Source organism: Saccharopolyspora sp. NPDC002578 (assembly GCF_053592695.1).
In genome coordinates, this window is record NZ_JBSFWJ010000028.1 from 1 (window position 1) to 24,520 (window position 24,520).

The window sequence follows — 24,520 nt, forward strand, 5'->3', positions numbered from 1 at the left end:
CGACCACCGGCGGGTTCTCAGCGGTTTCCTCGCGAGGACGGCTTTTTTCCTCGTGGCGGAGCCACTTGGAAAAAAGATCCCGCAGCGAGGAAACCGCTGAGGTTCCGCTGAACGACCACTTACGCAGGTCACTCCGAAAGGACCGTTCACCCCGCGTCAAGAGAGTCCGCGAGGTCGGCGAGGCCGGCTCGGCCTGCTACGCCGAGCTTGCGGTAGACCTTGGTGAGGTGCTTCTCGACCGCGCGGGAGCTGACGCCGAGTTCGGTGGCGATCTGCTGGTTGCCCAGGCCACCGGCCACCAGCTTCGCGATGCGCAGTTCCGCGCGGGTCAGCTCGGCCTGCGTGCCGGGGCCGTCGCCCGCGATCTCGTCCACCGAGCGCAACCTCGGCACCCCGCAGGACGCGGCCAGCTCGTCGCCCTCGTTGAGGTGCGCGGCGGCATCGAGGCGGTCCGAGCCGAGCAGCCTGCGCCCCAGCATCAGGTGCGCCTTGGCCAGTTCCAACGTGCACGCCGGTCCGCCGCCGCCCAGCACCTCGACGGCCCGCCGGAACAGCTCCGATCCCGCGTCGCCCTCGGTGACCGCGCCCCACACGCGCAACGCGCGCCCGACGCCGCTGGGGGCGCCCCAGGCCACCGCCCGCCGGTACTCCTCGGAGATCAGTTCGACGGCCGGTTCGGTGCGCTGCAAGCGGTGGTAGAGCAGCGCGGCCCAGCTCCGCCACGGCAGCAGGCACGGGTTGGTCCAGCCGAGCCGTTCCCGTTCGCGCCCGCACTCCAGCAGGTGCTCCAGCGCCGAACCGAAGTCCTGCAGGCTCACCGCCAGCGCGGCGTCGCGCAGTTCCCGCACCCACACCTGCACGGCCTGGTCCCAGTCCCGGTGCCGGGCCAGGACCCGAGCCGCCGCGCCGGTGTCCACCGCGTCGAGGACGACAGTCGCCAGCGTCTCGAAGCACCGCGACACCACCGAGACCAGCGCCGGGTCGCAGCGGCGCAGCGTGCTCTCCGCCAGCGCCACCGCCTCCGCGTACCGGCACGCCCGCACCAGCGCGGCGGCCCGCTCGGCGTCGATGATGAGGCGTTCGGCGGCGCGCTCGCCGCGGTCGCCCAGCGCGGCGGTCACCTCCGCCATCCACGCGTCGGCCTCGCCGACCTCGTCGGCCAGCGACAGTGCCCGCGCCGCGAGCGTCACCGTGCCGAACGCCTGGCGCGGTTCGGTTCCGCTCGCCAGCGCCCGGCGCGCCCACGGCAGCACCGCCTTCACGTCGGAACCGGTGAGGGTGGCCGCGTAGAGCAGCACCGCGGCGCGCTCCGGATCCACCTGGTCGTCGGGGTTCAAGGCGTCGAACCGTTCGCGGGTGTCGGCGCACCAGCTGGGGTCGCCGAACCGGGCCGCGCGCATCCGGGTGTCGATGGCCAGCGCCACCGCGGGTTCCAGCTCCTCGTGCGCGCGGTACTCCTCGAAGGCCGCGTGCATCGACAGCGGCGCCACCGCCAGCAGCATCGGCGGCACCTCCGCCAGCGCCGCCGCGCGCTGCCCGGTGGAGGCGAACCGGGGCAGCGCCTGGGACAGGTGGCGCATCGCGGCGACCGGCGCGCTGGAGCGCTCCGCCTCCGCCAAGTCCGCCAGCAGCACCGAGCGCTCCGCGCCCGCCGTGGGGCAGGCCAGCAGCGCGCGCCGCAGGCAGCGGATCGCCGCGGGCACGTCGCCCCGGTCCAGCGCGCGCCGCCCGGCGGCGTGCAGCACGCCGGTGGCCCACTCGCCCTGCGAGGCGTCCGAGGCCAACAGGTGCTCGGCCACGACCTCCACCGGCCGCTGGTCGGTCTGCAGCAGCCGGGCCGCCCTGCGGTGCCACTCGCTGAGTTCCGCGGGCGTCAACCCGCCCTCCGCCACGTCGCTGATCACCGGGTGCGCGAAGCGGGGGCGCTGCGGGTCCGTGAGCACGCCCAGCGCGACGAGCGCGTCGATGGCGGCAGCGCACGCCTCCGGGGCGAGCTCGGCCAGTTCCGCGAGGCGTTCCGGTTCCGCGGCGTCGAGCAGCGCCACCGCGCGCGCGGTGGCCAGCACCGGTTCGGGCTGCGCGCGCAGCGCCGCCCTGGCCCGCTCCGCCACCACCGACGGCCGCAACGACCACACCGCGTCCACATCGGACTCGTCGGAGCGCTTGCCGCTGTCGCGCAGACCGCACGCGATGGCCTGCAGCAGCAGCGGCCTGCCGTGCGACATCCGGTGACAGGCGGCGACGAACCGGGCGTCGCCGGGCACGCCGAACACGTCCCGCACGACGGCGCCGGCCCCTTCGGCGCTCAGCGGGGCCAGCGCGCGGCGGTGCGCGGCGCGGTCGAGCACGCGGGCGAACACCGCCGGGTCGGTGGCGGCCTGCCCGTCGCGGTGCGCCACGACCACCAGCACGCGCGAGTCCGCCACCGCACGGCACAACCGGTCGATCCAGCGCAGCGATTCCACGTCCGCGCACTGCAGGTCGTCCACGAGCAGCAGCACGGGTTCGCTCGAGGTGAGCAACCCGTTGCGCATCGTGGTGAAGTCCGGTCCCACCTCGGATTCGGTGGTGCAGCAGGAGAACTGCGTCAGCACGCCGAACGGGATGTCGCGCTCCGGGGTGGTGGCCACGGCCCGCAGCACCCGCACGCCCTGCTCCCGCGCGGTCGACGCGGCCTCGGCCAGCAGCGCCGAGCGACCGATGCCGAACGGGCCGGAGAACGCCAGCAGACCACCGTCGCCGTGGCGCGCCCGCTCCAAGGACGCGCGCAGCAACGTGGTCTCGCTCTCCCGTTCCCGCAGCACTTCGCCGCTCCCTTCCCGTCAACGCCGAAGACCCGCGGTCCGGATCACCGGAACCGCGGGCCCTGGGCACGCGATCACTGCTCGATGGTCACCTTGATCGCCGCGCCGGTGCTGACGGTGTGGATCGCGTCCAGCACGCCGTCCAGCGGCAGCCGGTGGGTGATGAGGTCGTGCACCGGGACCTCGCCGGAAGCGATCAACCGCAACGCCCGCCGGTTGTGCTCCGGGGTGGACCCGTTGGCTCCGACGATCGTGAGCTCACGGTAGTGCACGGCGTTGGAATCGCAGTCGATGATCGGTGAATCCTTGGGCAAACCACCGAAAAAACTGATGCGGCCGCGTCGCGCCGCCATCTGCAGCGCCTGTTCCTGGGCCTCGCCGGAGGCCGCCGCGGTGATGACCACGTCGGCGCCGATGCCGTCGGTCAACCGCAGCACCTCGGCGACCGGGTCGGTCTCCGCGGCGTGGATCGTCGCGTCCGGGCGGACCAGTCCGGCCGCCTGCTCCAGGCGTTGCGCGTTGAGCTCCACGAGGTAGACCGCCGCGGCGCCGCGGGCCCGCGCCAGCCGGGTGTGCAGGCAGCCGATCGGGCCGGAGCCGACGACGACCACCACGTCGCCCGGCCCCACCCCGGCGAGCTCCTGCCCGTTGAGGACGCAGGCGAGGGGTTCGGCCACCGAGGCGTCGGCGAAGTCGAGCCCGTCGGGCAGCACGTTCACCCCGTCCACTCGCAGCACCTGCTCCGGAACCGTGAGGTATTCGGCGAAACCGCCGTCGTAGTGGTAGCCCATCGAGCGCTGGTTCGGGCACACCGTCTGCCTGCCGCGCTTGCAGTACCCGCACTCGCCGCACGGGATCGCCGCGATCACCTGCACCCGGTCGCCCGGCGCGAAGCCCTGCGCGCCCTCGCCCACCGCGACCACCTCACCGGCGATCTCGTGGCCGATCACCCGCGGCGGATCGATGTGGTGGTGCCCGTGGCGCATGATCTTCAGGTCGGTGCCGCAAGTGGAGCAGTTGCGCACCCGCAGCTTCAGCTCACCCGGCCCGGCCTCCGGTTCCGGCGCCTGCTCGATCCGGATGTCGCCGGGGGCGTAGAAACGTGCGACCTTCACCTGTCCTCCTCAGTGGACCGCAACAGCCGATCGACCGTCGCCTCGTCCGGCGCCTCGCGCAGTTCGCGCGCCCGCACCGGATCCATCAGGACCGTCGCGAGCGCCGCCAGCACGCCCAGGTGCTGCGCGCCCGCCGGATCAGGGGACCCGTCGGCCGGAGACGCACCCGCCGCGATGGCCACGCACAGCCGGACCGTCGCCCCGTCGCTCCAGCGCACGCCGCCGGGGAACTGGACCACGACCAGCGCGGTGCGCCGCACGAAGCGGCGGGACTCGGTGGTGCCGTGCGGGATCGCCACGCCTTCGCCGAGGTGGGTGGTCATGGAGCGTTCCCGCTCGTGCATCGCCGCGACGTACGGCCCGTCCACCGCGCCCGTCTCGACCAGCAGCCTGCCGCACTGGTCGATGGCGTCGGCGCAGCCCGCGGCGGTCCGGCCCAGCCGTACCGCGAGCGGGCGGGGCGGACGGGCCTCAACGACCACGGTTGCCGCCGTCCCCGAGGGGTCCGCCTTCGCGCACGGCCTGCTCGACCTCGTCGAAGACCGGGTCGCCGAGGAAGCTGCGGAAACCGAGGATGACCGCGGAACCGGTGTCCTCCCGCCGCGCCCGCTCCAGCAGCGTCTCCTGGCAGAGGATCAGGTCGGCGTCGGCCGGGATGTCACCGACGGAGGCGTGCGAGACCTTCACGTCGTAGGGCTTGAGCCTGCCCGCGAGCTGCGCGGCGACCATGGCGCTGCTGCCCATCCCCGCGTCGCAGGCGATGACCACCTTGTGCACCGCAGAACCTTCGATCGTGCCCATCGAGCGCTCCTCTCCTTCCCGCCGGGCGTCTTCGACCTCGCTCGGCGGCACGGGCTCCTCCCGCAGCTCGTCGTGCGATCCGCGAACCCGGCGCTGGGCGAAGCCGATCGCGCGCAACCAGCGCGACGCCGCCGACCCGGCGCTCATCGGACCGCTCCACCGGTCGAGACGCCGTCCTCGCGCCTGCCGAGCTTCAGCACGACCGAGGCCACCAGGAACGACACCACCGCCGAGACCGCGATCCCGGCGATCACGCCCAGATAGCCGCCCTTCGGCGTCACCGCCAGCAGCGCCACCACGCTGCCCGGTGAGGGCGTGGCGACCAGACCGGCTCCGGTCACGCTGAACACGAACAGCCCGGCCGCGCTGCCGGAAATGGTCGCCAGCAGCAACTTCGGCGCGGCCAGCACGTAGGGGAAGTAGATCTCGTGGATGCCGCCCAGGAACTGGATGACCAGCGCCCCCGGCGCGGTCGCGCGCATCGCGGCCGGCCCGAACACGGTGATCGCCAGCAGCACGCCGAAGCCCGGCCCCGGGTTGGGCTCGACGAGGAACTCGATGGCCTTGCCGTGCGCCAGCGACTCCGAGACGCCCAGCGGGCCGAGCACGCCGTGGTTGACGGCGTTGTTGAGGAACAGCACCTTCGCCGGTTCCACGATGATCGCCACCAGCGGCAGCAGGTGCATGTGCAGCAACGCCTGCACGCCGTGGCCGAGCGCCACGGTGACGCTCTCGATCAGCGGCCCGATTGCCAGCAGCCCCAGCACCGCGAAGATGCCGCCGATGATCCCGGAGGCGAAGTTGTCCACCAGCATCTTGAACGCCGGTGCCACCCGCTTGCCGACGGTGCCGTCGAACCGGCGCAGCACCCAGCCCGCCAGCGGTCCGACGATCATCGCGCCCAGGAACATCGGGATCTCGGCGCCGATCGCGATGCCGATCGTGGCGACCGCGCCGACCACCGCGCCGCGCTGCCCGTGCACCTGGCGGCCACCGGTGTAGCCGATCAGCACCGGCAGCAGCAGCGTGATCATCGGCTCTTTGAGCTGCGCCAGGTGGGCGTTCGGCCACCAGCCGGACGGGATGAACAGCGCGCTGATCAGCCCCCAGGCGATGAACGCGCCGATGTTGGGCATGACCATGCCGGCCAGCTGCCCGCCGAAACGCTGCACTACGACGCGAGCCCGCTGCGCCTGCGCCTTCGATCTCGAATCTTCGGTGACCGTCCCTGACATGGTTGTCACTTCCCGTACCTCGCCGACGCCGTTGTCCTCTGCCTCGCCGACCGCCTCCCCGCGCTCAGGGGTCCCGGTGCAGCCGACGGTCCCAGGGCACCCGGGACGCGACGCGCACCAGGTCCGGGCGCAGGTCGTGCGGTTGCGGCATGGCGCTACCCGGCAGCGAGGCCGCTGCCGCGCCCCAGGCCACCGCGGTGACCAGCGCGGGCAGACCACCGCAGCCTTCGGAAAGATATCCGGCGAGTAAAGCGTCCCCGGCGCCGACGGTGTTCTGCGCGGTCACGGGCGCTTCGGCGTAGCAGTTCCCGTCGTGGCCGCGCAGCAGGGCTCCATCGGCTCCGAGGCTGGCCAGGACGGTGCCCGCCCCGAGCTCCAGCAGCTCGTCGGCGGCGTCGGCCACGCCACCGATCGTTGTAATGGGGTGACCTACGGTCTCCTCCAGCTCCCGCAGGTTGGGCTTCACCAGGGCCGGGCCCGCCTGCACCGCTTCGCGCAGCGCGGGCCCGCTGGTGTCGACGACCACCGGCACCCCGAGCGAGCCGACCATCCGGATCAGCCCGGCGTAGTAGGCGCTGTCCACTCCGGGCGGCAGGCTGCCCGCGATGACGACCCAGTGCGCGCCTTCGGCCCCGCTGAGCACCGCTTCGGCCAAGGCTCGGGCGTCACCGTCGTCCAGCAGCGCACCGGGCTCGTTGAACTTGGTGACGGTGGCGTCCGGTTCGACGACGCTCATGTTGATGCGGACGGGTCCGACGGCGGGCACCCGCACGACGTCGATGCTGATGCCCGCGAGCAGCGCGACGAGCTGTTCGCCCTCGATGCCGCCGGCCGCGACGACCGCCCGCACATCGACGCCGTGCAGGGCCAGCGCGCGAGCGACGTTGATGCCCTTGCCACCGGGGTCGACCCGGATGGACGAGGCCCGGTTCAGGCCGCCTCGGACGAGTTTGCGCACCTGCACGGTGCGGTCGAGGCTGGGGTTCGCCGTGACGGTGACGATCACGCGCACAGCCCTCCCCTGGTTCGACTAGCACCCGGTGCGGCTGCTCAGCGCGGAGCGCGAGCGGCCGGCACCGGAAAGTTGACCTTGCAGCTCGATCACCCCGCGGGCAACCGATGCACAGCGGATCTCAGGTTTTCCCGAAAGATCTCCGGCCGGACCGGGTCCGTCCGATCGCGCCGTATCCGGCGCGGGCGAGCCCCCCGACGGGGCCGCCGATCACTTCACGTACTCCGGGAGCACGCGCGGCGGCCACTGGCCGACCCCGAGGATGCCCATCGAGTAGCCCTTCGAGACCAGGGCGGGACGGTTGGTGACCTTGAGCTTCCGCAGCAGCGTCGTCACGTGGTATTCGACGCCGCCCCGGCTCAGGTAGAGCTTCGCGGCCAGCTGCACCGTGGACTCGCCCGCCGCGACTCCTTCCAGGATCCGGGCGTCGACCTCGCTGAGCAGCTTCTCCTTGCCACCGACCATGGCGGAGCGCTGGGCCTCGTCGGGCTGCAGCAGGACCATCACGCCCTCGACGCGACCGGACTTGCCGGGCACCGCGATGCCGGTGAGCTCGCCGCCGAACAGCGCGTCCTTCGCCCCGATGGCGACCGCGTGCTCGACGAACCGCGGGTTGCGCCCCTCGGTGAGCCGGCCGAACTGGTACTGGAACTTGCCGCGCACGCTGGGGTGCAGGAAGTCGTAGAAGCTGCGCCCGCGCACGTCGGCGGCGCCGCGGCCGAACTGCTTGAAGAAGTACCGGTTCGCCTCCAGCACCCGCATGCCCGAGTCGAGGTTGGCCATGCACATCCCGGATTGCTCGAACAACGACCGGAAGATGTCCCGGTAATCGTCACCGGAATCGTCTGTCGCTCCGGCAGGCGTGGCTCGCGCTCGCATGGTGCCGCTGGATGTCATAGGAAATCGACCATTCCTCTCTGGCTGGCGAGAAACGCAGATCCATCATTTATTCGAATTCATTACCAGAATTCAACGACATCATCAGACTATTGATCTAAAACCAAGCAAGTCAACAGCGCACCTCCGCCGTCCTTAAGCCTGCGGTCAAGTCCGGTCCTGGTTCGGTTCGGTGCGGCCCCCTTCGGTTCGGTGGCCGATGAACAGGCATTTCCGAACTCCGGTACCGAACCGTACCGCACCTCGGAGGGGGGTTCGGGTACGGCGCGGAGCCATGTGGGCCGCCACAGGGGCGGACACGAACCAACATCACGTGACCGCTCCGCTACATTTCCCGGCCGACGCTCCCACTTCTCGCGACCACCTGTGATCACCATGATCACCCAGCGCGCACGGCGTTGCCGCCGCCGCGGACGCGAACCGGGCTCAACCGTCCCGGTGATCCGCGCTCAACGCATTCGCCAAATCCGCGCGGCCATCGATGCCCAATTTTCGGTAGGCGGCGGTGAGGTGCTTTTCCACCGCGCGCCTGCTCACCCGGAGTTCGTCCGCGATCTCCTGGTTCGTGCGGCCCAGCGCGGCCGATTTCGCCACCGCCTCCTCACCTCGGGTCAGCACGCCGGAGAGCTCCACGGGGCCGGTCGCGCGATCGGAATGCGCGGCGGGCGGAATCCCCGGCTGCCACGGCGCCCCGCAGCGCGCCGCGAGCTGACCGCCCTCGGCCAGCAGCAGCTCGGACTCCACCGGGTCCCGTTCCTGCAGCGCCTCGCCGAGGGCGACCAGCGCGCTCGCCAGCTCCAGCCGGTCCGCGGCGGGCCGCAGCACCTGCACGGCCTCCCGCAGCATCTCCACGCCGCGCCCGCCGCCGGTCACCACCGCCCGCACCCGCAACGCCCGGCCCAGCGGGGCCGCCGCGCCCCAGTCCCGAGCGCGCGCGTGCTCCTCCTCCGCGAGCTCCACCGCGGCACGGATGTCACCGAGCCGGTGGCGCAGCAGCGCCGCCGTCGGCCGCCACGAGTACGGCGCCGGGCCGTACCACCCGGCCTGCTCCAAGCGCCTGCCGCAGTCCAGCAGGTGCGTCAACGCCGAATGCGGATCTCCGTCCTCCAGGGCCATGCCGCTCTGCACCAGCCGCCGGGTCGCCATCGCCCGCAGATCGTCCGGTGAGTGCGGCAACCGCAGCACCCGCTCGGAGAGCTCGCGGTCCCGCAGCCTGCGCGCCACGCCGCCCATCACGAACACCGGCGCCGCCATCGACTCGGGCAGGTCCGGTTCGGCGAGGTCCAGCGCCGTCATCGCGCTGCGCCGCGCCTGCGCGACCTGCCCCGCGTCCAGCAGCACCAGGCTGCGCTGCGCCGCCACCAGCGCCTCCATGCCGGTGGCCCGCTGGCGGCGGGCGTGGTCGGCGGCCAGCGCCAGCCACGACTCCAGCCCCTCCGGCGCCCCCGCCGACAGCAGGATGGCCGGCAGGTAGCGCAGCACCGAATGCGTCTCCGCGCTGGAGTTCGCCGGTTCCTGCGCCAGCAGTTCCCGCGCCATCGCCGCCACTTCGGCCGCCCGCGGCGAGCCGGTCAGCGCCATCGACGACAGCAGCACCACCCGCAGTTCCCGCTCCGCCGCTCCGGGGGCGCGCTGCCGGGCGTCCAGTTCGGCCATCCGAGCGGCCACCCCGGCGTGCGACGCGGGATCGTCGAGCACCGTGTAGCGGGCCCGCGCCTCCAGCCGCAGCGCCAGTTCCCGGTCCGGGCCCTCCAGCTGCTCCGCCGGGCCGTGCTCGGCCGCGACGGTGCGGATCATCTCCGCCACCTGCGGCACCGCGCCCGCCACCGTCAGCGGGAGCCGCCCCAGCACCCCGGCCCGATCGCGGGTCTCCCGCAGCTGCGGCACCGACTGCGTGATGTGCCGGATCGCGGCGGGCAGGTCGAAACCCAGCTCGACGGAGCCGAGCTCCGCCAGCAGCCGCGCCCGGCCCATCCCGCCGGAGTCGAGGTCCAGCAGCGCCCGCCGCAGGTAGCGGGCGGCGGCCTCCGGTGAGCGGGGCAGCACGGTGTAGGCGGCCTCCCGCAACCGCTGCACCCCCCAGCTCGACAACGTGGAGTTCACCAGCAGCAGCTGGTCCCCCACCGGTTCCGGCGGGTAGCCGTGCCCGTGCAGCAGCGCCGCCGCGCGCAGGTGCAGCCGGGTGTTGTCGTTCTCGGCCATCGACTCGTCGACGGCGGCGATCACGTCGTCGACCAGCATCTCCGCCGCGAGCCCGCCGCGGTCGTCGGGCACCGCGACCTCGATCCGGTCCGGGCGCACCCGGAACCACGGTTCCAGCGCGCGCAGGGCCTGCTCGTAGCCGCCCGGCGTGAGCCCGGACAGGCGCTGCACCAACGTGGGGTCGGCGTGCTCGCCGAGCACCACGACGGCGCGGGCCACGTCGGCGGCGAGCTCCGTCGTAGACAGCGCCCGCACCAACCGGCGCCTGCGGTCGCCTTCGGCGAGCGCGCGCAGCAGCGGCAACGATCCCGGTCCGGCCCGCAGGCCTCGCGCGGCGGCCTGGTCGAGCAGGCTCACCAGGTCGCGCGGGTGGCCGCCGGTGAGTTCGTGGCACACGGCGGCGAACCCGTCGGCGTCCGCGGCGGGTTCGGCGGCCAGCCGGTCCCGCACGAGGGTGCCGGTCGCCGCCACCGACAGCGGTCCCGGCCGCACCCGGTGATCGGCCGCCGCGATGATCTCGCGGGTCAGCGCGGCCCGATCGCGCCCGGTGTCGGGGTCGAGCACCACCGCGATCAGCACCCGCATGCCGCGCAGCCGCGCGATGAGGTACGCCAGGCAGCGCAGCGACGCGTCGTCGGCCCAGTGCAGGTCGTCGACCGCCAGCACCACCGCGTGCCGCGAGCTGGTGCTGACCAGCAACGCGTGCAGGGCGTGCAGCACCGAGACGGGAACGGTGGCCGGGTCGGCGCCGGGATCTTCGTCCGCGGGCGGCAGCGCCGCGTCCGGCGCCGGAGCGGAGTGCGCCGGGTGCTCGTCGGTTCCGGGCTCCCTGGCGAATTCGGACAGGCCGTGCAGCAACCGCCGCGCGAGCCCGAACCGGAACGAGCGCTCGCTGGCGGCACCGCTGGCGCCGAGCACGTGCGCGCCTTCGGCGGCGGCAAGTTCCCGCAGCCGGTGCAGCAGGACCGATCGGCCGCTGCCCGCGTCGCCGCTGATGAGCACGAGCGAGCCGGCACCGCGCCGGACGGTCCGCACGGCGGAGTCCAGGACCGCGAGTTCCGCCTCGCGTTCGACGAGCATCCGCGCCGACCTCACTCGCCCAGGTCGGCGGGCAGTTGCGACCGGCCGTCGATGCCGAGCTTGCGGTAGGACTTCGTCAGCCTCAGCTCCACGGTCCGCACCGTCACGCCCAGTTCCTCGGCGATGTCCTTGTTGGACAGTCCGCGGGCGGCGAGGCTCGCGGCGCGGCGCTCCGGCACCGACAGGGCCGCGGGCAGTGCCGCTCCCATCGCGGGAACACCGGCCGCCCCGGGACCGGACGAGCCGGACCCGGCCACGGCCAGCGCGGACAACGCGGTGCGGTGCACCGGTTCCAGCAGGCCCGGCATGCCCCAGCGCTCGGCGAGTTCGAGCTCCTCGCCGACGAGCCGGGTCGCGGCGCGCGCTTCGCCGAGGCGGCCTTGCGCGATGGCGGCGGGCATCCGCCAGGACAGCACCGCCGGGTTCAGCCACTCCTTGGCGCGCATGATGCGGCCGCACTCCTGGAAGTAGCCCAGCGCGGTCGCCGGATCACCGGTGGCCAGCTTCAGCTCACCGCGGGCGTGCAGCAGGTAGGCGAACGCCATGCCGCGTTCGGCGCCCAGCGGCAGCTCGATCTCGGCGACCCGCTCGGCGTCCGCGACCTGCTCCCGCCGCAGCAGCGCGGCGATCTTGGTGGCCAGGTGCTGCGGCAGCATCGCCGGATGCAGGCAGTGCAGCGGGAGTTCCCGCTCCGCCGCGGCCAGGTCGGCCGCGGCAGCGGGACAGCGGCCGTCCTTGACGCCGAGCATCGCGCGCTGCACCAGCGCGTGCGCCGCCGCGGCGCGCGCACCGCGACGGCCCGCGTCGAAGATGACCGCGGTGAGCCCGGCGGCGGCCTCTTCCAGGTCGTCGCGGGAGGCCAGCGCGCGGCACGCGGCGATCCGCGGTCCCAGCGGGGAATCGTTGCCCCTGCCGGACAACGCTTCCCGCGCCAGCGTGCGCACGAGGTCCGGGCGGCGGCCGAGCCGGGCGTAGCGCCAGGCCAGCACTCCGGCCTGCGCGGCGTCGGCGGGTTCGTCGGGCAGCGGCGGCAGCGGGGTGGCGAGCAGTTCCTGCTCCGGCCCGCACTCCTCGTCGGCCAGCCAGCCCAGCGCGTCCAGCGCCGGGTGCCGGGTGCGGGCGCAGACCGCGGCGAGTTCGCGCCGCGCGGTCTCCGCGTCGCCGCGGCTGACCAGCAGGTCCGCCGCGCGCACCAGCAGTCCGGTGTCCCCGGTTCCCGCGGCGTCGGCCAGCACTTGGCGCAGCCTGCCGTCGCTGGCGACGGGCGCCTGCGCGACCTCGATCGCGGCGAGCTGCGCCAGCAACCGCTGCCTGCTCGCGGTCGGCACGGGTTCGCGCAGGGCGCGCCGCAGCAGTTCGGTGGCGCGTTCGTAGCGCCCTTCCCTGCGGTGCTGCTCGCTGGCCTCGACGAGCGTGTCCACCACCCACCGCTTGCGCATCTGCGGGGCGCTGAGCAGGAGTTCGGCCAGCGCCGCGGGTTCGATGGCGGCCCGGTGCCCGATCTCCGCGGCCCGCGCGTGCAGTTCTTCGCGCTCGGCGGGGTCCATCTCGGCGAACACGCCCGCTGCCACCGCCGCGGTGGACACCCGCGGGCCGTCGGTCCCCTCTTCGCACAGCAGGCCCAGGTGCCACAGCGCGGTGCGGGCCTCCTGCGCCGCGTGCCCGTGCAGACCGGCGAGCGCGCAGGCGAGGTCGAAGTCGAATTCGCCGCCGCAGAAGGTGATCGCGCGCAGCAGCGCGACGTGGTCGGCGGGCAGCCCGCGCAGGGTCCGCCCGACCAGTCCGGCGACGGCGTCAGCGGCGTGCACCCGCAGCCGCGGCACGTGCCGGGCCTCGAACCCCAGCCCGGCCTGCTCGAACTCGGTGAGCACCGTCCGCAGCACGGCCGGGTTCCCCGCGGTGGCGGCCGTCGCGGCGGTGCTGAACTCCTCGTCGACGGGGCCGTGCCGGGACAGCAGCTCCGCGACGTCCGAAGTGGACAGAGCGGAGAGCCGGACCCGGCTCGGGGTCAGCGGCACGGCCTCGTCCCAGCGCGCGCCGCCCGGCGTCTCGGGCGCGGTGTCGCGCACCGTGCGGACCATCAGGATGGGCGCCTGGTCCAGGTGGCGGACCATGGCGTGGCACCAGGCCAGCGACCACGGGTCGATCCACTGGTGGTCGTCGACGGCGAACAGCAGCGGGCGGTCCCGCGCCAGGCCGAGGAAGTGCTTGCGCAGGTAGGGGATCGGCGCGTTGTTGGCGGCGCCCTCGGCCCACGCGGAGCTGATCCGGGTGAGCTGGTCGGGCGGGCAGAGCAGCGCGATCAGCTGGGCCACCGTGCTGTAGGGCACGTCGGTCTCCAGCGGCGAGGTCTGCGCGGCGGCGGTGTTGAGCCCGGCCGCGCGGGCGTCGGCGAGCATCGACTCCAGCAGCGCGCTGCGCCCGGTTCCGGGGGCACCGCTGATGGTGAGCAATCCTGATCGACCGCGGCGCAGGTCGTCGACGAGTTCCCCCACCACGTGGAGTTCGGCGTCGCGCCCCACCAAGTGGTGGCCGCCGGGGAACGCGGAACGGGCTTCAGGGGCGTCGTGGACGGCGACCATCAGCACGCTCCGACCGGCTCGGCGTGGGTCCCGGATCGCGATCCGGTTCCGTTTCGGACAACGAACGAGCGAACATGAAAGACATTCGGAAACAACCCCAAGTGAAATCCGGGAAGGACCTCATCACGGTGCGTGATAACAACATCAGGAATGCTGCCACCAGGGATTCGTAAACCGATACAACGCTCAATCCGATTCGCGGCGAGCTGCGGGAGATCGACCACACCAACCTCCCGTAGCTCGAAAAGATGCAGCCAGGGCCGAATCGGCACTCAGCGTATCACCCGTTGGAGTGACAACCTGGCTTTCTCGTGCACGAACCAAAGTGATTCCCACATGAGAGGACAGCACTGCGATGGTCGTTGCGTTCGCGACCGATTCAGCGAATCGCACACCCCGGGGATTCCCCTCGCCTACGCCGGCCGCGAGCGGACCGATCAAGGAACCGACACCGCCGGATCGTTGTCCAGCACACCCGCGAGCTCCGCCCGGCCCCGCACGCCGAGCTTGCGATAGGCACTGGTCAAGTGCAGCTCCACCGTCCGCACGGTGAGGAACAGCGACTCCGCGATCTCCCGGTTCGTCGCCCCCTCCGCGGCCCGCGCCGCGACCCGGCGCTCGCTGCCGCTGAGCGCGTGCACCGGTGAATCCGTGCCCTGCCGCAGCCGTCCGCCCGCCGCCAGCAGCGCCGCCGACGACGCCGCGACCTGCGCGTGATCACGGCGCAGCACCGACAGGTCCAGCGCCGAGCGCAGGTGCTCCCGCGCGCCCTCCGGCTCCCCCACCCGCAGCAGCGCGCGACCGAGCAGGTGCTCGGCCTTCGCGTGCTCCAGCTTTCCCGGCGAGTCGGCGAGCACCCGCACCGCTTCCGAGAGCAACGGCACCGCCGCCCGGCCCTCGGTCACCGCACCGCGCGCCGCCAGCGCCATGCCCTGCGCGCGCCGGGTTCCCCACTGCTGCGCCAGAACGGCGCCGTGCTCCGCGGCCTGCATGCCCTCGTCGAGCCTGCCCAGGTCGCCGAGGATGCGCGCCGCGTCGAACCACCACGGCGCGAAGACCGGGTTCGCGATGCCCGCTTCCCGCAGGCTCTGCGCGCACCGGAACAACCGCTCCAGCGCGCCCTCCGCGTCGCCCGCGCCTTCCCGCGCGCGAGCGCTCGCCATCAGGAACTGGTGGTACTCCATCGAGAAGTCCTCGAAGCGGCTGCGCGTGATCCCGTTGAGCAGCTCCTCCGCGCGGGCCGGCTCGCCCTGCGCGGTCAACGCCCCGGCCAGCGCGATCTGCGGCATCGTCATCGCCTCGGCCCAGGACTCCTGCACCAGCACCTCGTGGCAGGTCTGCGCGTCGGCCAGCGCCTCGGTGAGGTCGCCCGTCCAGTGGTGCACCATCGCGCGGGTGCTGATGGCCAGGCAGTACGTCCACGCTTGGCCGGAGCGCTGGGCGTGCTCGATGAGCTTGCCGAGCGCCGCCAGCGCGGACTCGTTGTCGTCGGCGAGGTACAGCGGCAGCGCCGCGCCCATGAACGCCCAGCCGCCGCCCTCCATGTCGTCGATCCGGAGCACCTGCCGCGCCTGCTCGGCGACCTCCGCCGCCGGCCGGTTGAACAAGGTGCCCAGCGCGGCCAGCATGCTCAGCAGCTGGCGTTCCGCCGACGTGTCCCCCGGCGGCGGGACCACGTTGCGGAACCGCGTCTCGATGCGCGACAGCGTGGACTTCTCGTCCATCCCGGAGATCAGCAGCACCGACTCGGCCAGCGTGCGCAGCGTCCGGTCCACGTCGCCCGGGTCCGTGCCGAGCACCGCGTCGAGCTCGTCCAGCGCCGCCGAGACGACCTCGAACGCGCGCACCGAGTTCTGCGCCGTCAACGAGGACACCGCGTACTGCACCGCGATCGGCACCCGCGCCCGCGGATCGTCGATCAGCTCCAGCGCCCGCTCCAGGTAGCGCAGCCCCGTCACCGGCTCCGCCACCCGCGCGGCCTGGGTCAGCACCGCGACGTCCGACCCGTGCACCAGCAGCACCCGTTCCAGGCAGCGCGCCGCCACGCCGGGAGCTCCGCGCTGCTCGGCTCGCGTCGCGGCGTCGCGCAGCACCCCCGCCATCCACGGGCTCGGTTCGCCGGGCAGCGCCAGCAGCAGCACCGCCACTTCCTCCGCCGGGCGCCCGACGTCGTTGAGCAGCATCGCGGCCCGTTCCCGCAGCCGGTCCAGCTCGGCGGGCGGGGTGCGCTCCAGCACCTCCTGGCGGACGAAGTCGTGCACGAACCCGGCGCCGCTCGCCGACACGGCCAGGTCGTGCTCGCGCATCTCGCGCAGCGCCGTCGCCGTCATCCGCTGGTGGATGCCCGCCAGCGAGGCGATCAGCTCCAGTTGCTCGCCCGGCAGGATCGCGACCGCGCGGGCCACCGCCATGGCGCGGTCGGACAACCGGTCCAGCAGCGAGCGCAGCACCACGGTGCGGCCCAGCTCGTCGAGCCGTTCCACGTCGGTGCGCGCGCCCGCGGGGTCCTCCCGCAACCGCCGCAGCACCCTGTTGATCAGGAACGGGTTGCCGCCGGTCACCTGCGCGCAGCGCGCGGCGAAGTCCGCGCCGGGCGGCTCGCGCAGCGCGCCGGTGAGCAGCTCCGCGACCGCCTCCGGTTCCAGCGCGGGCAGGTCCGCGGTGTCGCACAACGGCATCGCGGCGATCTCGCCGAGCGCGTCGGCCTGCGCGACCCCGTCGACGCGCTGCGTCAGCAGCACCAGCAGCGGCAGGTTCTCCGCGCGGCGCAGCAGGAAGGCGAGGAAGCGCAGGGAGTTCTCGTCGCACCACTGCACGTCGTCGACGGCCAGCACCAGCAGTCCTTCGGCGGTGAGGTCGGCCGCCAGCCAGTGCAGGCCGTGCAGCACCGCGTAGGTGCCGGAGGCGGTTTCGCCCGCGGCCTGCTCCGCGGCCAGCGCGGGCAGCGCGAGCCGGGCGCTGCCCTCGAACTCGGTGCCCTGCAACGAGGCGAACAGGGCGCGGACGGTGCGGTAGGCACCGGAGCCCGTCTCCGGGCAGTGCGCGGTGAGCGTCCGGGTGGCGCTGTCGCCGAGCCGTTCCAGCGCGCTCAGCAGCACGCCGGTCTTGCCGATGCCCGCGGGTCCGCGCAGCAGCACGGCCCGTCCCCGCCCGGTGGCCGCGAGCCGCGCGGCCTCGGCGATCCGGTCGAGCTCGTCGTCCCTGCCGACGAGGTCGCCCGGCGGGCCTGCCTGCACGAGCTGATCAGCCACCATGCGGGGCTCCTTCCGATCTGCCCCCAGGCGGACGGACTGCATCGACTTCGTGGCACGCGCACCGGGCCGTCCCGGTGCCGCGCGGTTCAGACCGTTTCGACACGCGGCCCGGCCCGGCGGATCTCGTCGGCGACCTGCTCGTCGAGGCCGTCGTCGGTGATGAGCGTGTCGACGTCGGCCAGCTCGCCGAACCGCGCGAAGTGGTCGTTGCCGACCTTGGTGTGATCCGCCAGCACGATGGTGCGCCGGGCAGCCGAGATCGCCGCCCGCTTGACCATCGATTCCGCCGAATCCGGCGTGGTGAGCCCGCGTTCCAGGGACAGCCCGTTGGTGGCCATGAACGCGACGTCCACGTAGATGTCGCCGAGCGCGTGCAGCGCCCAGCCGTCGACCGCCGCGAGCGTGCGCCCGCGCAGCCTGCCGCCGACGAGCATCAGCGTGATGTTGCCGCGGCCGGACAGCGTCAGCGCCGTCGTCGGCGAGTGCGTGACCACGGTCAGCTCCCGGTCCGTCGGCAGGATGTTCGCCATCCGGGCCACCGTGGTGCCCGCGTCGAGCAGGATGGCGCCTTCCTCCGGCACGAGCTCCAGCGCCGCCTTGGCGATGCGGTTCTTCTCCGCGGTCATCACCGAGTCCCTGGCGGGCACGTTCGGCTCGAAACCCAAGCGCTCCACCGGGATCGCGCCACCGTGCACCCGGCGCAGCACGCCGCGGCGTTCGAGCACGGTGAGGTCGCGGCGCACGGTTTCGGTGGTCATGTCGAAGCGGGTCGCGAGCGCTGCGACGTCGACCCGGCCTTCCTTGCGGGCCAGCTCCAGAATCGCCCAATGCCGTTCTTCGGCGTACATGACCGCTTCGCTCTCCCGCCGTGAGATCCCCCGGTCCGGCGGAGATTACCGGCGCCGAGCACGCGGGCACAATGCTCGGATGTGGTTTCTTGTTGCTTTGCTTGGCGTTCGCCGGGGCGCTGCGGGGTTGCGAAGCGCGGGAGATCCGATCCGGTGATCTTTTTACTCTCCGCATTCGGATGATCACATTAAGTATAGGGTGGCCCGGTGCCAACTGAGGACATCCCGTCGGCGGTCTGGCGGTGCGCCGAGGTCCGCGACGCCCTCGCAGTGCGCGACATCGGCACCGTCTACCGCGCGTTGCGCGCGCACGGCGTCTCGCAGAGCCGCATCGCCCAGCTCACCGGGCAGGCGCAGAGCGAGGTCAGCGATGTGCTCAACGGGCGCGCGGTGCGCAGCTACGAACTGCTGTCCCGGATCGCCACCGGGCTCGGCATCCCGCGCGGCTGGATGGGACTCGCCGGCGAGCAGCGGCCCGCGACCACCGAGCGCGGCGCCTCCGACGTCGCGCCGGACGAGGAGGACGAGCAGACCAAGCGCCGCAAGTTCTTGTCCTACGCCGGTTCCCTCGTGCTCGGCTCCCACTCGGAACCGGCCGAATCCGCGCTCCGGCTGCCCGCCGAGCTGCGGTACCCCGACCTCCTGCGCACCCCGCCCGGCCGGGTCGGCGCGTCGGACGTGGCGGCGCTGGACGAGCTGATCGGCTCACTGCGCAGGATCGACCAGCGCTACGGCGGAGTCGGGCAGTACGGCACCGTCGCCGCCGCGACCCGGCGCGCCGAGCTGATGCTGGAGTCCTCGATGCGCGAGGGCGTCCGCTCCGAGCTGCTGGCGACCTTGTGCAAGCTGCACGCCACCGCGGGCTGGACCGCCGTGGAGAACGGGCTGCTGGCCAGCGGGCACGAACACTTCGGGCGGGCGCTGGACTTCGGCCGCGACGGCGCCGACCCGCTGGCGATCGCCCGGACGCTCTACGCCGCGGGCCGCGCCGAGCTGCACTTCGGGGACGCGAACTCGGCGTTGAAGCTGTTCCAGCTCGGGTCGATCCGCGCCGAATCCTCGGCGCTGGTGAGTTCGGTGCTGCAGCTCAACTCCGCGTGGGCCGCCGCGCAAGGAGAACGCGGCGACTCGGTGCGCCGCCTGCTCGACCACGGCCGCGGGCTGCACGCGGCGGCGAAGATCGACGCGGACTACCCGCTGTTCCGCTGGTTCGGCGAGGCGGACCTGCTGGGCATGACCGGGTCGATACAGCTCGCGATGGGCGAGTTCGAATCCGCCGCGCTGCACCTGTCCCGCGCCGTGGCCGCGCGCGCACCGGGCGAGGTGCGCTCGGCGGTGTTCGAGCTGGCGAGCCTCGCCGAGGCGAAGTTCGCCCTCGGCGACCACGGTGCCGCGATCCGCCACGGCCGCCGTTCGGTGCTGCTCGCGGGCGGCGTGCGCAGCGCGCGGCTGCACGGCCGCCTCGCCGGGCTGCGGGCCCGGTGCGCGGAGATCGCGAACTCCCGGCACCCCTGGCACGACTGCGCGGAGGAACTCGCGCAGGGCATAGATTCGGTGATCGCGCCCCGCGCCGTGCGCCGGTGACGTCAGTCCGTCGCGGTGATCCGGTCCGGTGCCGGTGGGACGACGCCGGGGTGGGCGGCGAAGTAGCCGAGCAGGGCGTCGAGGTCCACGGGACCACCGGTGACGTCGGTGCCTTCGGCGAAACCGGTGAAGCCGTCGCCGCCCGCCGCCAGGAAGTTGTTCACCGCTACCCGGTACAGGGCGTCGGGAGCGACCGGTTCGCCGTGCAGCGTCAGCCCGGACACCTTCGAGCCGATCGGCGCGGACTCGGAGTACTCGTAGTGCACTCCTGCCGAGACCTGCAGGATCGTGGCGCCCTCCGGTGTCCACTGCTGTTCCAGCACGTTCTTGAGCTGCGCGCCGGTGAGCGTGATCGTCTGCATGATGTTGCCGAACGGCTGCACCGCGAACGCCTCGCCGTAGGTGACCACGCCGTCGCCCTCACCCGCCGGGGAGGAGGCGTGCGGCAGGTCGGCGCGGACGCCGCCGGGGTTGGTGAGGGCCAGCTGCGCGCCACCGGCCGCGGTCGACTCCAGCTGGGCGTCCGCGATCACGCTGCCGAGCGCGGATTCCCCGGACGGCGCGGCGGCCTTGAGCAGGTCACCGGTGATCGTCCCGACGGCGCGGTTCGCGATCGGCGCGGCCTTCTCCCGCGCTTCCTCCACCAGCGCGACGGTCTCCGCGTCGGGTGCGATGTCGCGGGTGACGATCTCGTTGCGCGCCGAGCTCCGCTCCCGCACCACGTCGCGGGTGGCGCGGTCGATGCTCAGGTCGAGCACCGAGAGCAACCGGCCGAACGAGGCTCCTTGCACGACGGGGCGCGGCGCCCCGGCCGGGTCGGTGGCGGTGCAGTTGTACTGCTGGTGGCTGTGCGCGCTGAACACGGCGTCGACCTTCGGCGAGGCTTCGGTGGCGATGCGCGTCGCCGGGCCGCCCGGTTCGAGCTCGCAGGAGTCCGGTCCGCCGCCGGTGGCCTCGTCGCCCTGGTGCAGCAGCACGACCTGCGCCTTGATGCCGAAGCGGTCGAGCGCGTCGGCGGTGCGGTCGATGGCGGCGACCTCCTCGCCGAACCGCAGTCCTTCGACGGCCTCCGGGCTCACCACGCTCGGCAGTTCCTCCAAGGTGGCCCCGATGACGCCGATCGGCACGCCGCCGGAGACCTGCACGGTGAACGGCAGCAGCGCCGGGGAACCGTCCTCGAAGGACACGTTCGCGCCGAGGTACGGGAAGTGCGCGCCCTCGAAGGAATCCCGGAACCGGCAGCCGTCCTCCGGGTGGCAGCCACCGCTCTGCAACCGCTGCAGTTCCGCGTAGCCCTCGTCGAACTCGTGGTTGCCGACGACGTGCGCGCGCACGTCCTGCGAGTTGAGGAATTCGACGGTGGGTTCGTCGTGGAACAGCGCGGAGTTCACCGGGGAGGCGCCGACGCTGTCGCCCGCCGAGAGCACCAGCGAGTTCGGCGCCTGCGCGCGCAGCCGGTCGAGGTGCGCGGCGAGGTAGGCCGCTCCCCCGGCTTCGACGACGGAGCCGTCGGGCAGCTCGACCTCGCCGGAGGAGCCGGTGGGCGGTTCGAGGTTGCCGTGCAGGTCGTTGAAGGTGATCAGCCGCACGTCGGTGGTGTCCGGTCGCGGCGGCGCCTGCCCGGCGGCGGCGCCGGGGACCATCGCGGCGGTGGCCAGGGCGGTGGCGACGACGGCGAGTCCGCGTCGCACGCGGGAGGCGCGCATGATCGGAGTTCCTTCCGGACCGGTGATCTCGGAACAGGAGTCTGCCCGAACGACGGCCGCGACCACCAGCGAATCCGCATCACACACCGCTTCGGACTTGGTCCCGCACGAACCTCGCGCTCCCCGTCCGGGTGATGCGTGCGACATCAACAAGTCTTCCGCCACGCCGACGATGATGGGGTCCGGATCAGCGCCGAACGCTAGATGTAGTGTGGCGCCCGCTGATGGTTCACCGGGATCGCCCGGTGTGACAACAGGGAACCCGGTGCGAGTCCGGGACTGCCCCGCAGCGGTGAACGGGAACGACCGCCGTCACCACCTCCAGAGGTGGTGCAGCACTGAGCGCGATGCTCGGGAAGCGACGGCCAGTAGGTCCGGCGTCGAGGACGCCGGGTGCCCGTGAGTCCGAAGACCTGCCATCGGTGCGCGCACGAGGGGTGCGCGCCGTCCGGGACCTCGCGGGAGGGTCGCGGGACGAGCGGTGCCGTGCGCGCCGCGGTCCTCGCACGCTCCGAGCCGTCCCGGGCAGGTGTCCGAGCTTGCGAGGGAGAGAGCCAGTGACCGAGTCCACGACCCGGCCGTCAGCAGCCACCGCGGTACCCGCGGGAGTGCGGGTGCTGCGGCGCGACGGGACCGTTTCCGGTTGGGACGAAACGAAGATCTCCGTGGCGCTGACCAAGGCGTTCCTGGCGGCCGAGGGGGATTCGGCCGCCTCGTCGTCGAGGCTGCACCAGGTCGTCGCGGAGTTGTCGGAGCAGGCCGCGCGCGGAGTGCTGCGCCACGCCGGCCCCGAGGGCCTGGTGCACATCGAGCAGATCCAGGACGCGGTGGAGCTCGCGCTGATGCGCGGCGGCCACCACGGCGTCGCCCGCGCCTACGTGCTCTACCGGGAGCAGCACGCCCAGGCCCGCGAGACCCCGGAGCAGGCCGCGGACACCGCGCCGGAGCTGGCGATGACGCGCCCGGACGGCATCCGCGTGCCGCTGGACTGGGCCCGGGTGTCGACCGTCGTCGAGCAGGCCTGCTCCGGGTTGTCCGATGTGGACGCGGATCGGGTGCTGCGGGAGGTCCGGCGCAACGTCTACGACGGCATCGGCTCCGCCGAGCTCGCCGAGTCGCTGACGATGGCCGCCCGCACCTTCGTCGAGGGCGAACCGAACTACTCGCTGGTCACGGCGCGGCTGCTGCTGGACAAGCTGCGCCGGGAGGCGTTGAGCTTCGTCGCGGACGAGCCCGCCGAGGCCGACCAGGTGCAGATGCGGGACCGCTACGCCGGTTACTTCGCCGACTACGTGCGCCGCGGCATCGAGCTGGAGCAGCTGGACCCGGAGCTGGCGCGGTTCGACCTGGCCCGGCTGGGCGCCGCGCTGGACGCGGACCGCGACATCGCGTTCGGCTTCCTCGGCCTGCAGACCCTCTACGACCGCTACCTGCTGCACGAGCAGGGCGTGCGGTTCGAGCTGCCGCAGGCGTTCCTGATGCGGGTCGCGATGGGCCTGTCGCTGCGCGAGGACGACCGCGAGGCGCGCGCCGTCGAGTTCTACGACCTGCTGTCGTCGTTCGACTTCATGTGCTCGACGCCGACCTTGTTCAACTCGGGCACGACGCGCCCGCAGCTGTCGTCCTGCTTCCTGACCACGGTGGACGACGACCTGCACGGGATCTTCCACGGCATCAGCAACAACGCGCTGCTGTCGAAGTACGCGGGCGGTCTCGGCAACGACTGGACCCCGGTCCGGGGCACCGGCGCGCACATCAAGGGCACCAACGGTTCCTCGCAGGGCGTGGTGCCGTTCCTGAAGATCGCCAACGACACGGCGGTCGCGGTGAACCAGGGCGGCAAGCGCAAGGGCGCGGTGTGCGCGTACCTGGAGACCTGGCACGTGGACATCGAGGAGTTCCTCGACCTGCGCAAGAACACCGGCGACGACCGGCGGCGCACCCACGACATGAACACGGCGAACTGGGTCCCGGACGAGTTCCTGCGCCGCGTGGAGGCCGACGAGCAGTGGACGTTGTTCTCCCCGGACGAGGTCCCCGACCTGCACGACCTCTACGGCACCGCGTTCGCCGAGCGCTACCGCGAGTACGAGGCCGCCGCCGAGCGCGGTGAGCTGGCGGTGTTCCGCCGGGTCCGCGCGGTGGACCTGTGGCGGCGGATGCTCACGATGCTGTTCGAGACCGGTCACCCGTGGATCACCTTCAAGGACCCGTGCAACCTGCGTTCGCCGCAGCAGCACACCGGCGTGGTGCACTCCTCGAACCTGTGCACCGAGATCACGCTGAACACCGGTGGCGACGAGGTCGCGGTGTGCAACCTCGGTTCGATCAACCTGGCCCGGCACGTCACGCCCGACGGCCTGGACGTGGAGCGCCTGCGCCGCACGACCCGCACGGCGGTGCGGATGCTGGACAACGTGATCGACGTGAACTTCTACACGATCCCGGAGGCGCGGACCTCGAACATGCGCCACCGCCCCGTGGGCCTGGGCCTGATGGGCTTCTCGGACGCGTTGTTCGCGCAGCGCATCCCGATGTCCTCGCAGGCCGCGGTGGAGTTCGCGGACCTGAGCATGGAGCACATCAGCTTCCACGCCATCGGCGCGTCCTCGGACCTGGCGGCCGAGCGCGGCCGGTACGAGTCCTTCGAGGGTTCGCTGTGGAGCCGGGGGGTGCTGCCGATCGATTCGCTGCGGCTGCTGGAGCAGGCCCGCGAAACCGGCGTCGACCTGGACCACTCGTCCACTTTGGACTGGGACGGACTGCGGGAGCGGGTGCGCGCCAACGGGATGCGCAACTCGAACGTGCTGGCCATCGCGCCGACGGCGACGATCTCGAACATCTGCGGCGTCGGCCAGTCCATCGAGCCGCTGTACCGGAACCTGTACGTGAAGTCGAACATGTCCGGCGACTTCACCGTCCTCAACGCCGACCTGGTGCGCGATCTCAAGGCCGCCGGGGTGTGGGACGAGGCGATGGTGCAGGACCTGAAGTACTTCGACGGCGACCTGGCCCCGATCGACCGGGTGCCCGGCGAGCTGAAGTCGTTGTACGCCACCGCGTTCGAGATCGAGCCGCGGTGGCTGGTGGAGGCCGCGTCGCGCCGCCAGAAGTGGATCGACCAGGCGCAGTCGCTGAACCTGTACATGGCCGCGCCCAGCGGCCGCAAGCTCGACGAGCTGTACCGGCTCGCGTGGCGCAAGGGCCTCAAGACCACCTACTACCTGCGGTCGAGCAGCGCGACGCACGTGGAGAAGTCCACGTTGCGCGGCACCGACGGCAAGCTCAACGCCGTCTCCCCCGTCGCGCCCGCCGCGTCCCCGCAGGCCTGCGCCATCGACGACCCCGAGTGCGAAGCCTGCCAGTGACCGCCTCGACGACCACGACCCCTGGAGTGCCG

At 72.8% G+C, this 24,520-nt stretch carries 14 protein-coding genes and 1 riboswitch; of the genes, 2 read left to right on the top strand and 12 right to left on the bottom strand.

Features of this window, described 5'->3' with window-relative positions:
• Positions 1-146: 146 nt before the first annotated feature.
• The 11 genes from ACWD38_RS15355 to ACWD38_RS15405 all read right to left on the bottom strand — a co-directional run bounded on the left by ACWD38_RS15355 (position 147) and on the right by ACWD38_RS15405 (position 17,830).
• Entirely contained in the window at positions 147-2,804 is a 2,658-nt protein-coding gene (locus tag ACWD38_RS15355; protein WP_450124284.1) for an ATP-binding protein, read from the bottom strand.
• Between the two features lie 74 nt (positions 2,805-2,878).
• On the bottom strand, positions 2,879-3,919 hold the full coding sequence (locus ACWD38_RS15360; protein WP_184480962.1) for an alcohol dehydrogenase catalytic domain-containing protein: 1,041 nt from the start codon (positions 3,917-3,919) through the stop codon (positions 2,879-2,881).
• Positions 3,916-4,401 carry a PTS sugar transporter subunit IIA gene (locus ACWD38_RS15365; protein ID WP_184480964.1) on the bottom strand — a complete coding sequence of 162 codons (486 nt, stop codon included), beginning with the start codon at positions 4,399-4,401 and terminating at the stop codon, positions 3,916-3,918. The genes ACWD38_RS15360 and ACWD38_RS15365 overlap by 4 nt, the downstream gene beginning before the upstream one ends.
• Positions 4,391-4,867, bottom strand: coding sequence for a hypothetical protein (locus ACWD38_RS15370; protein ID WP_450124285.1), 477 nt, complete (start codon positions 4,865-4,867; stop codon positions 4,391-4,393). The genes ACWD38_RS15365 and ACWD38_RS15370 overlap by 11 nt, the downstream gene beginning before the upstream one ends.
• A complete protein-coding gene (locus ACWD38_RS15375) occupies positions 4,864-5,955 on the bottom strand; it encodes a PTS mannitol transporter subunit IICB (RefSeq protein ID WP_184485554.1) in 1,092 nt (363 codons plus the stop codon). The genes ACWD38_RS15370 and ACWD38_RS15375 overlap by 4 nt, the downstream gene beginning before the upstream one ends.
• A gap of 64 nt (positions 5,956-6,019) precedes the next feature.
• Positions 6,020-6,961, bottom strand: a complete 942-nt coding sequence (locus tag ACWD38_RS15380; RefSeq protein WP_450124286.1) for a 1-phosphofructokinase family hexose kinase — start codon at positions 6,959-6,961, stop codon at positions 6,020-6,022.
• Positions 6,962-7,177: 216 nt separating this feature from the next.
• Positions 7,178-7,864, bottom strand: coding sequence for a helix-turn-helix transcriptional regulator (locus tag ACWD38_RS15385; RefSeq protein WP_343071506.1), 687 nt, complete (start codon positions 7,862-7,864; stop codon positions 7,178-7,180).
• Between the two features lie 426 nt (positions 7,865-8,290).
• Positions 8,291-11,146, bottom strand: coding sequence for an AAA family ATPase (locus ACWD38_RS15390; RefSeq protein ID WP_450124287.1), 2,856 nt, complete (start codon positions 11,144-11,146; stop codon positions 8,291-8,293).
• Between the two features lie 11 nt (positions 11,147-11,157).
• Positions 11,158-13,728, bottom strand: a complete 2,571-nt coding sequence (locus ACWD38_RS15395) for an AAA family ATPase (protein ID WP_450124288.1) — start codon at positions 13,726-13,728, stop codon at positions 11,158-11,160.
• A gap of 437 nt (positions 13,729-14,165) precedes the next feature.
• On the bottom strand, positions 14,166-16,982 hold the full coding sequence (locus tag ACWD38_RS15400; protein ID WP_450124289.1) for an AAA family ATPase: 2,817 nt from the start codon (positions 16,980-16,982) through the stop codon (positions 14,166-14,168).
• Between the two features lie 86 nt (positions 16,983-17,068).
• Positions 17,069-17,830, bottom strand: a complete 762-nt coding sequence (locus tag ACWD38_RS15405; protein ID WP_184480974.1) for a DeoR/GlpR family DNA-binding transcription regulator — start codon at positions 17,828-17,830, stop codon at positions 17,069-17,071.
• Between the two features lie 207 nt (positions 17,831-18,037).
• Between ACWD38_RS15405 and ACWD38_RS15410 the strand changes: the two genes are divergently transcribed.
• On the top strand, positions 18,038-19,414 hold the full coding sequence (locus ACWD38_RS15410) for a helix-turn-helix domain-containing protein (RefSeq protein ID WP_450124290.1): 1,377 nt from the start codon (positions 18,038-18,040) through the stop codon (positions 19,412-19,414).
• A gap of 2 nt (positions 19,415-19,416) precedes the next feature.
• Here ACWD38_RS15410 and ACWD38_RS15415 read toward each other — a convergent pair whose 3' ends face one another.
• A complete protein-coding gene (locus ACWD38_RS15415) occupies positions 19,417-21,120 on the bottom strand; it encodes a bifunctional metallophosphatase/5'-nucleotidase (RefSeq protein WP_450124291.1) in 1,704 nt (567 codons plus the stop codon).
• A gap of 208 nt (positions 21,121-21,328) precedes the next feature.
• Positions 21,329-21,555, top strand: a riboswitch (cobalamin riboswitch).
• A gap of 122 nt (positions 21,556-21,677) precedes the next feature.
• On the opposite strand from ACWD38_RS15415, the gene ACWD38_RS15420 reads away from it, so the two are divergent.
• Positions 21,678-24,488 (top strand): ribonucleoside-diphosphate reductase subunit alpha, encoded by a 2,811-nt coding sequence (locus tag ACWD38_RS15420; RefSeq protein WP_450124292.1) that lies wholly within the window; start codon positions 21,678-21,680, stop codon positions 24,486-24,488.
• The last annotated feature ends 32 nt before the right edge of the window (positions 24,489-24,520 follow it).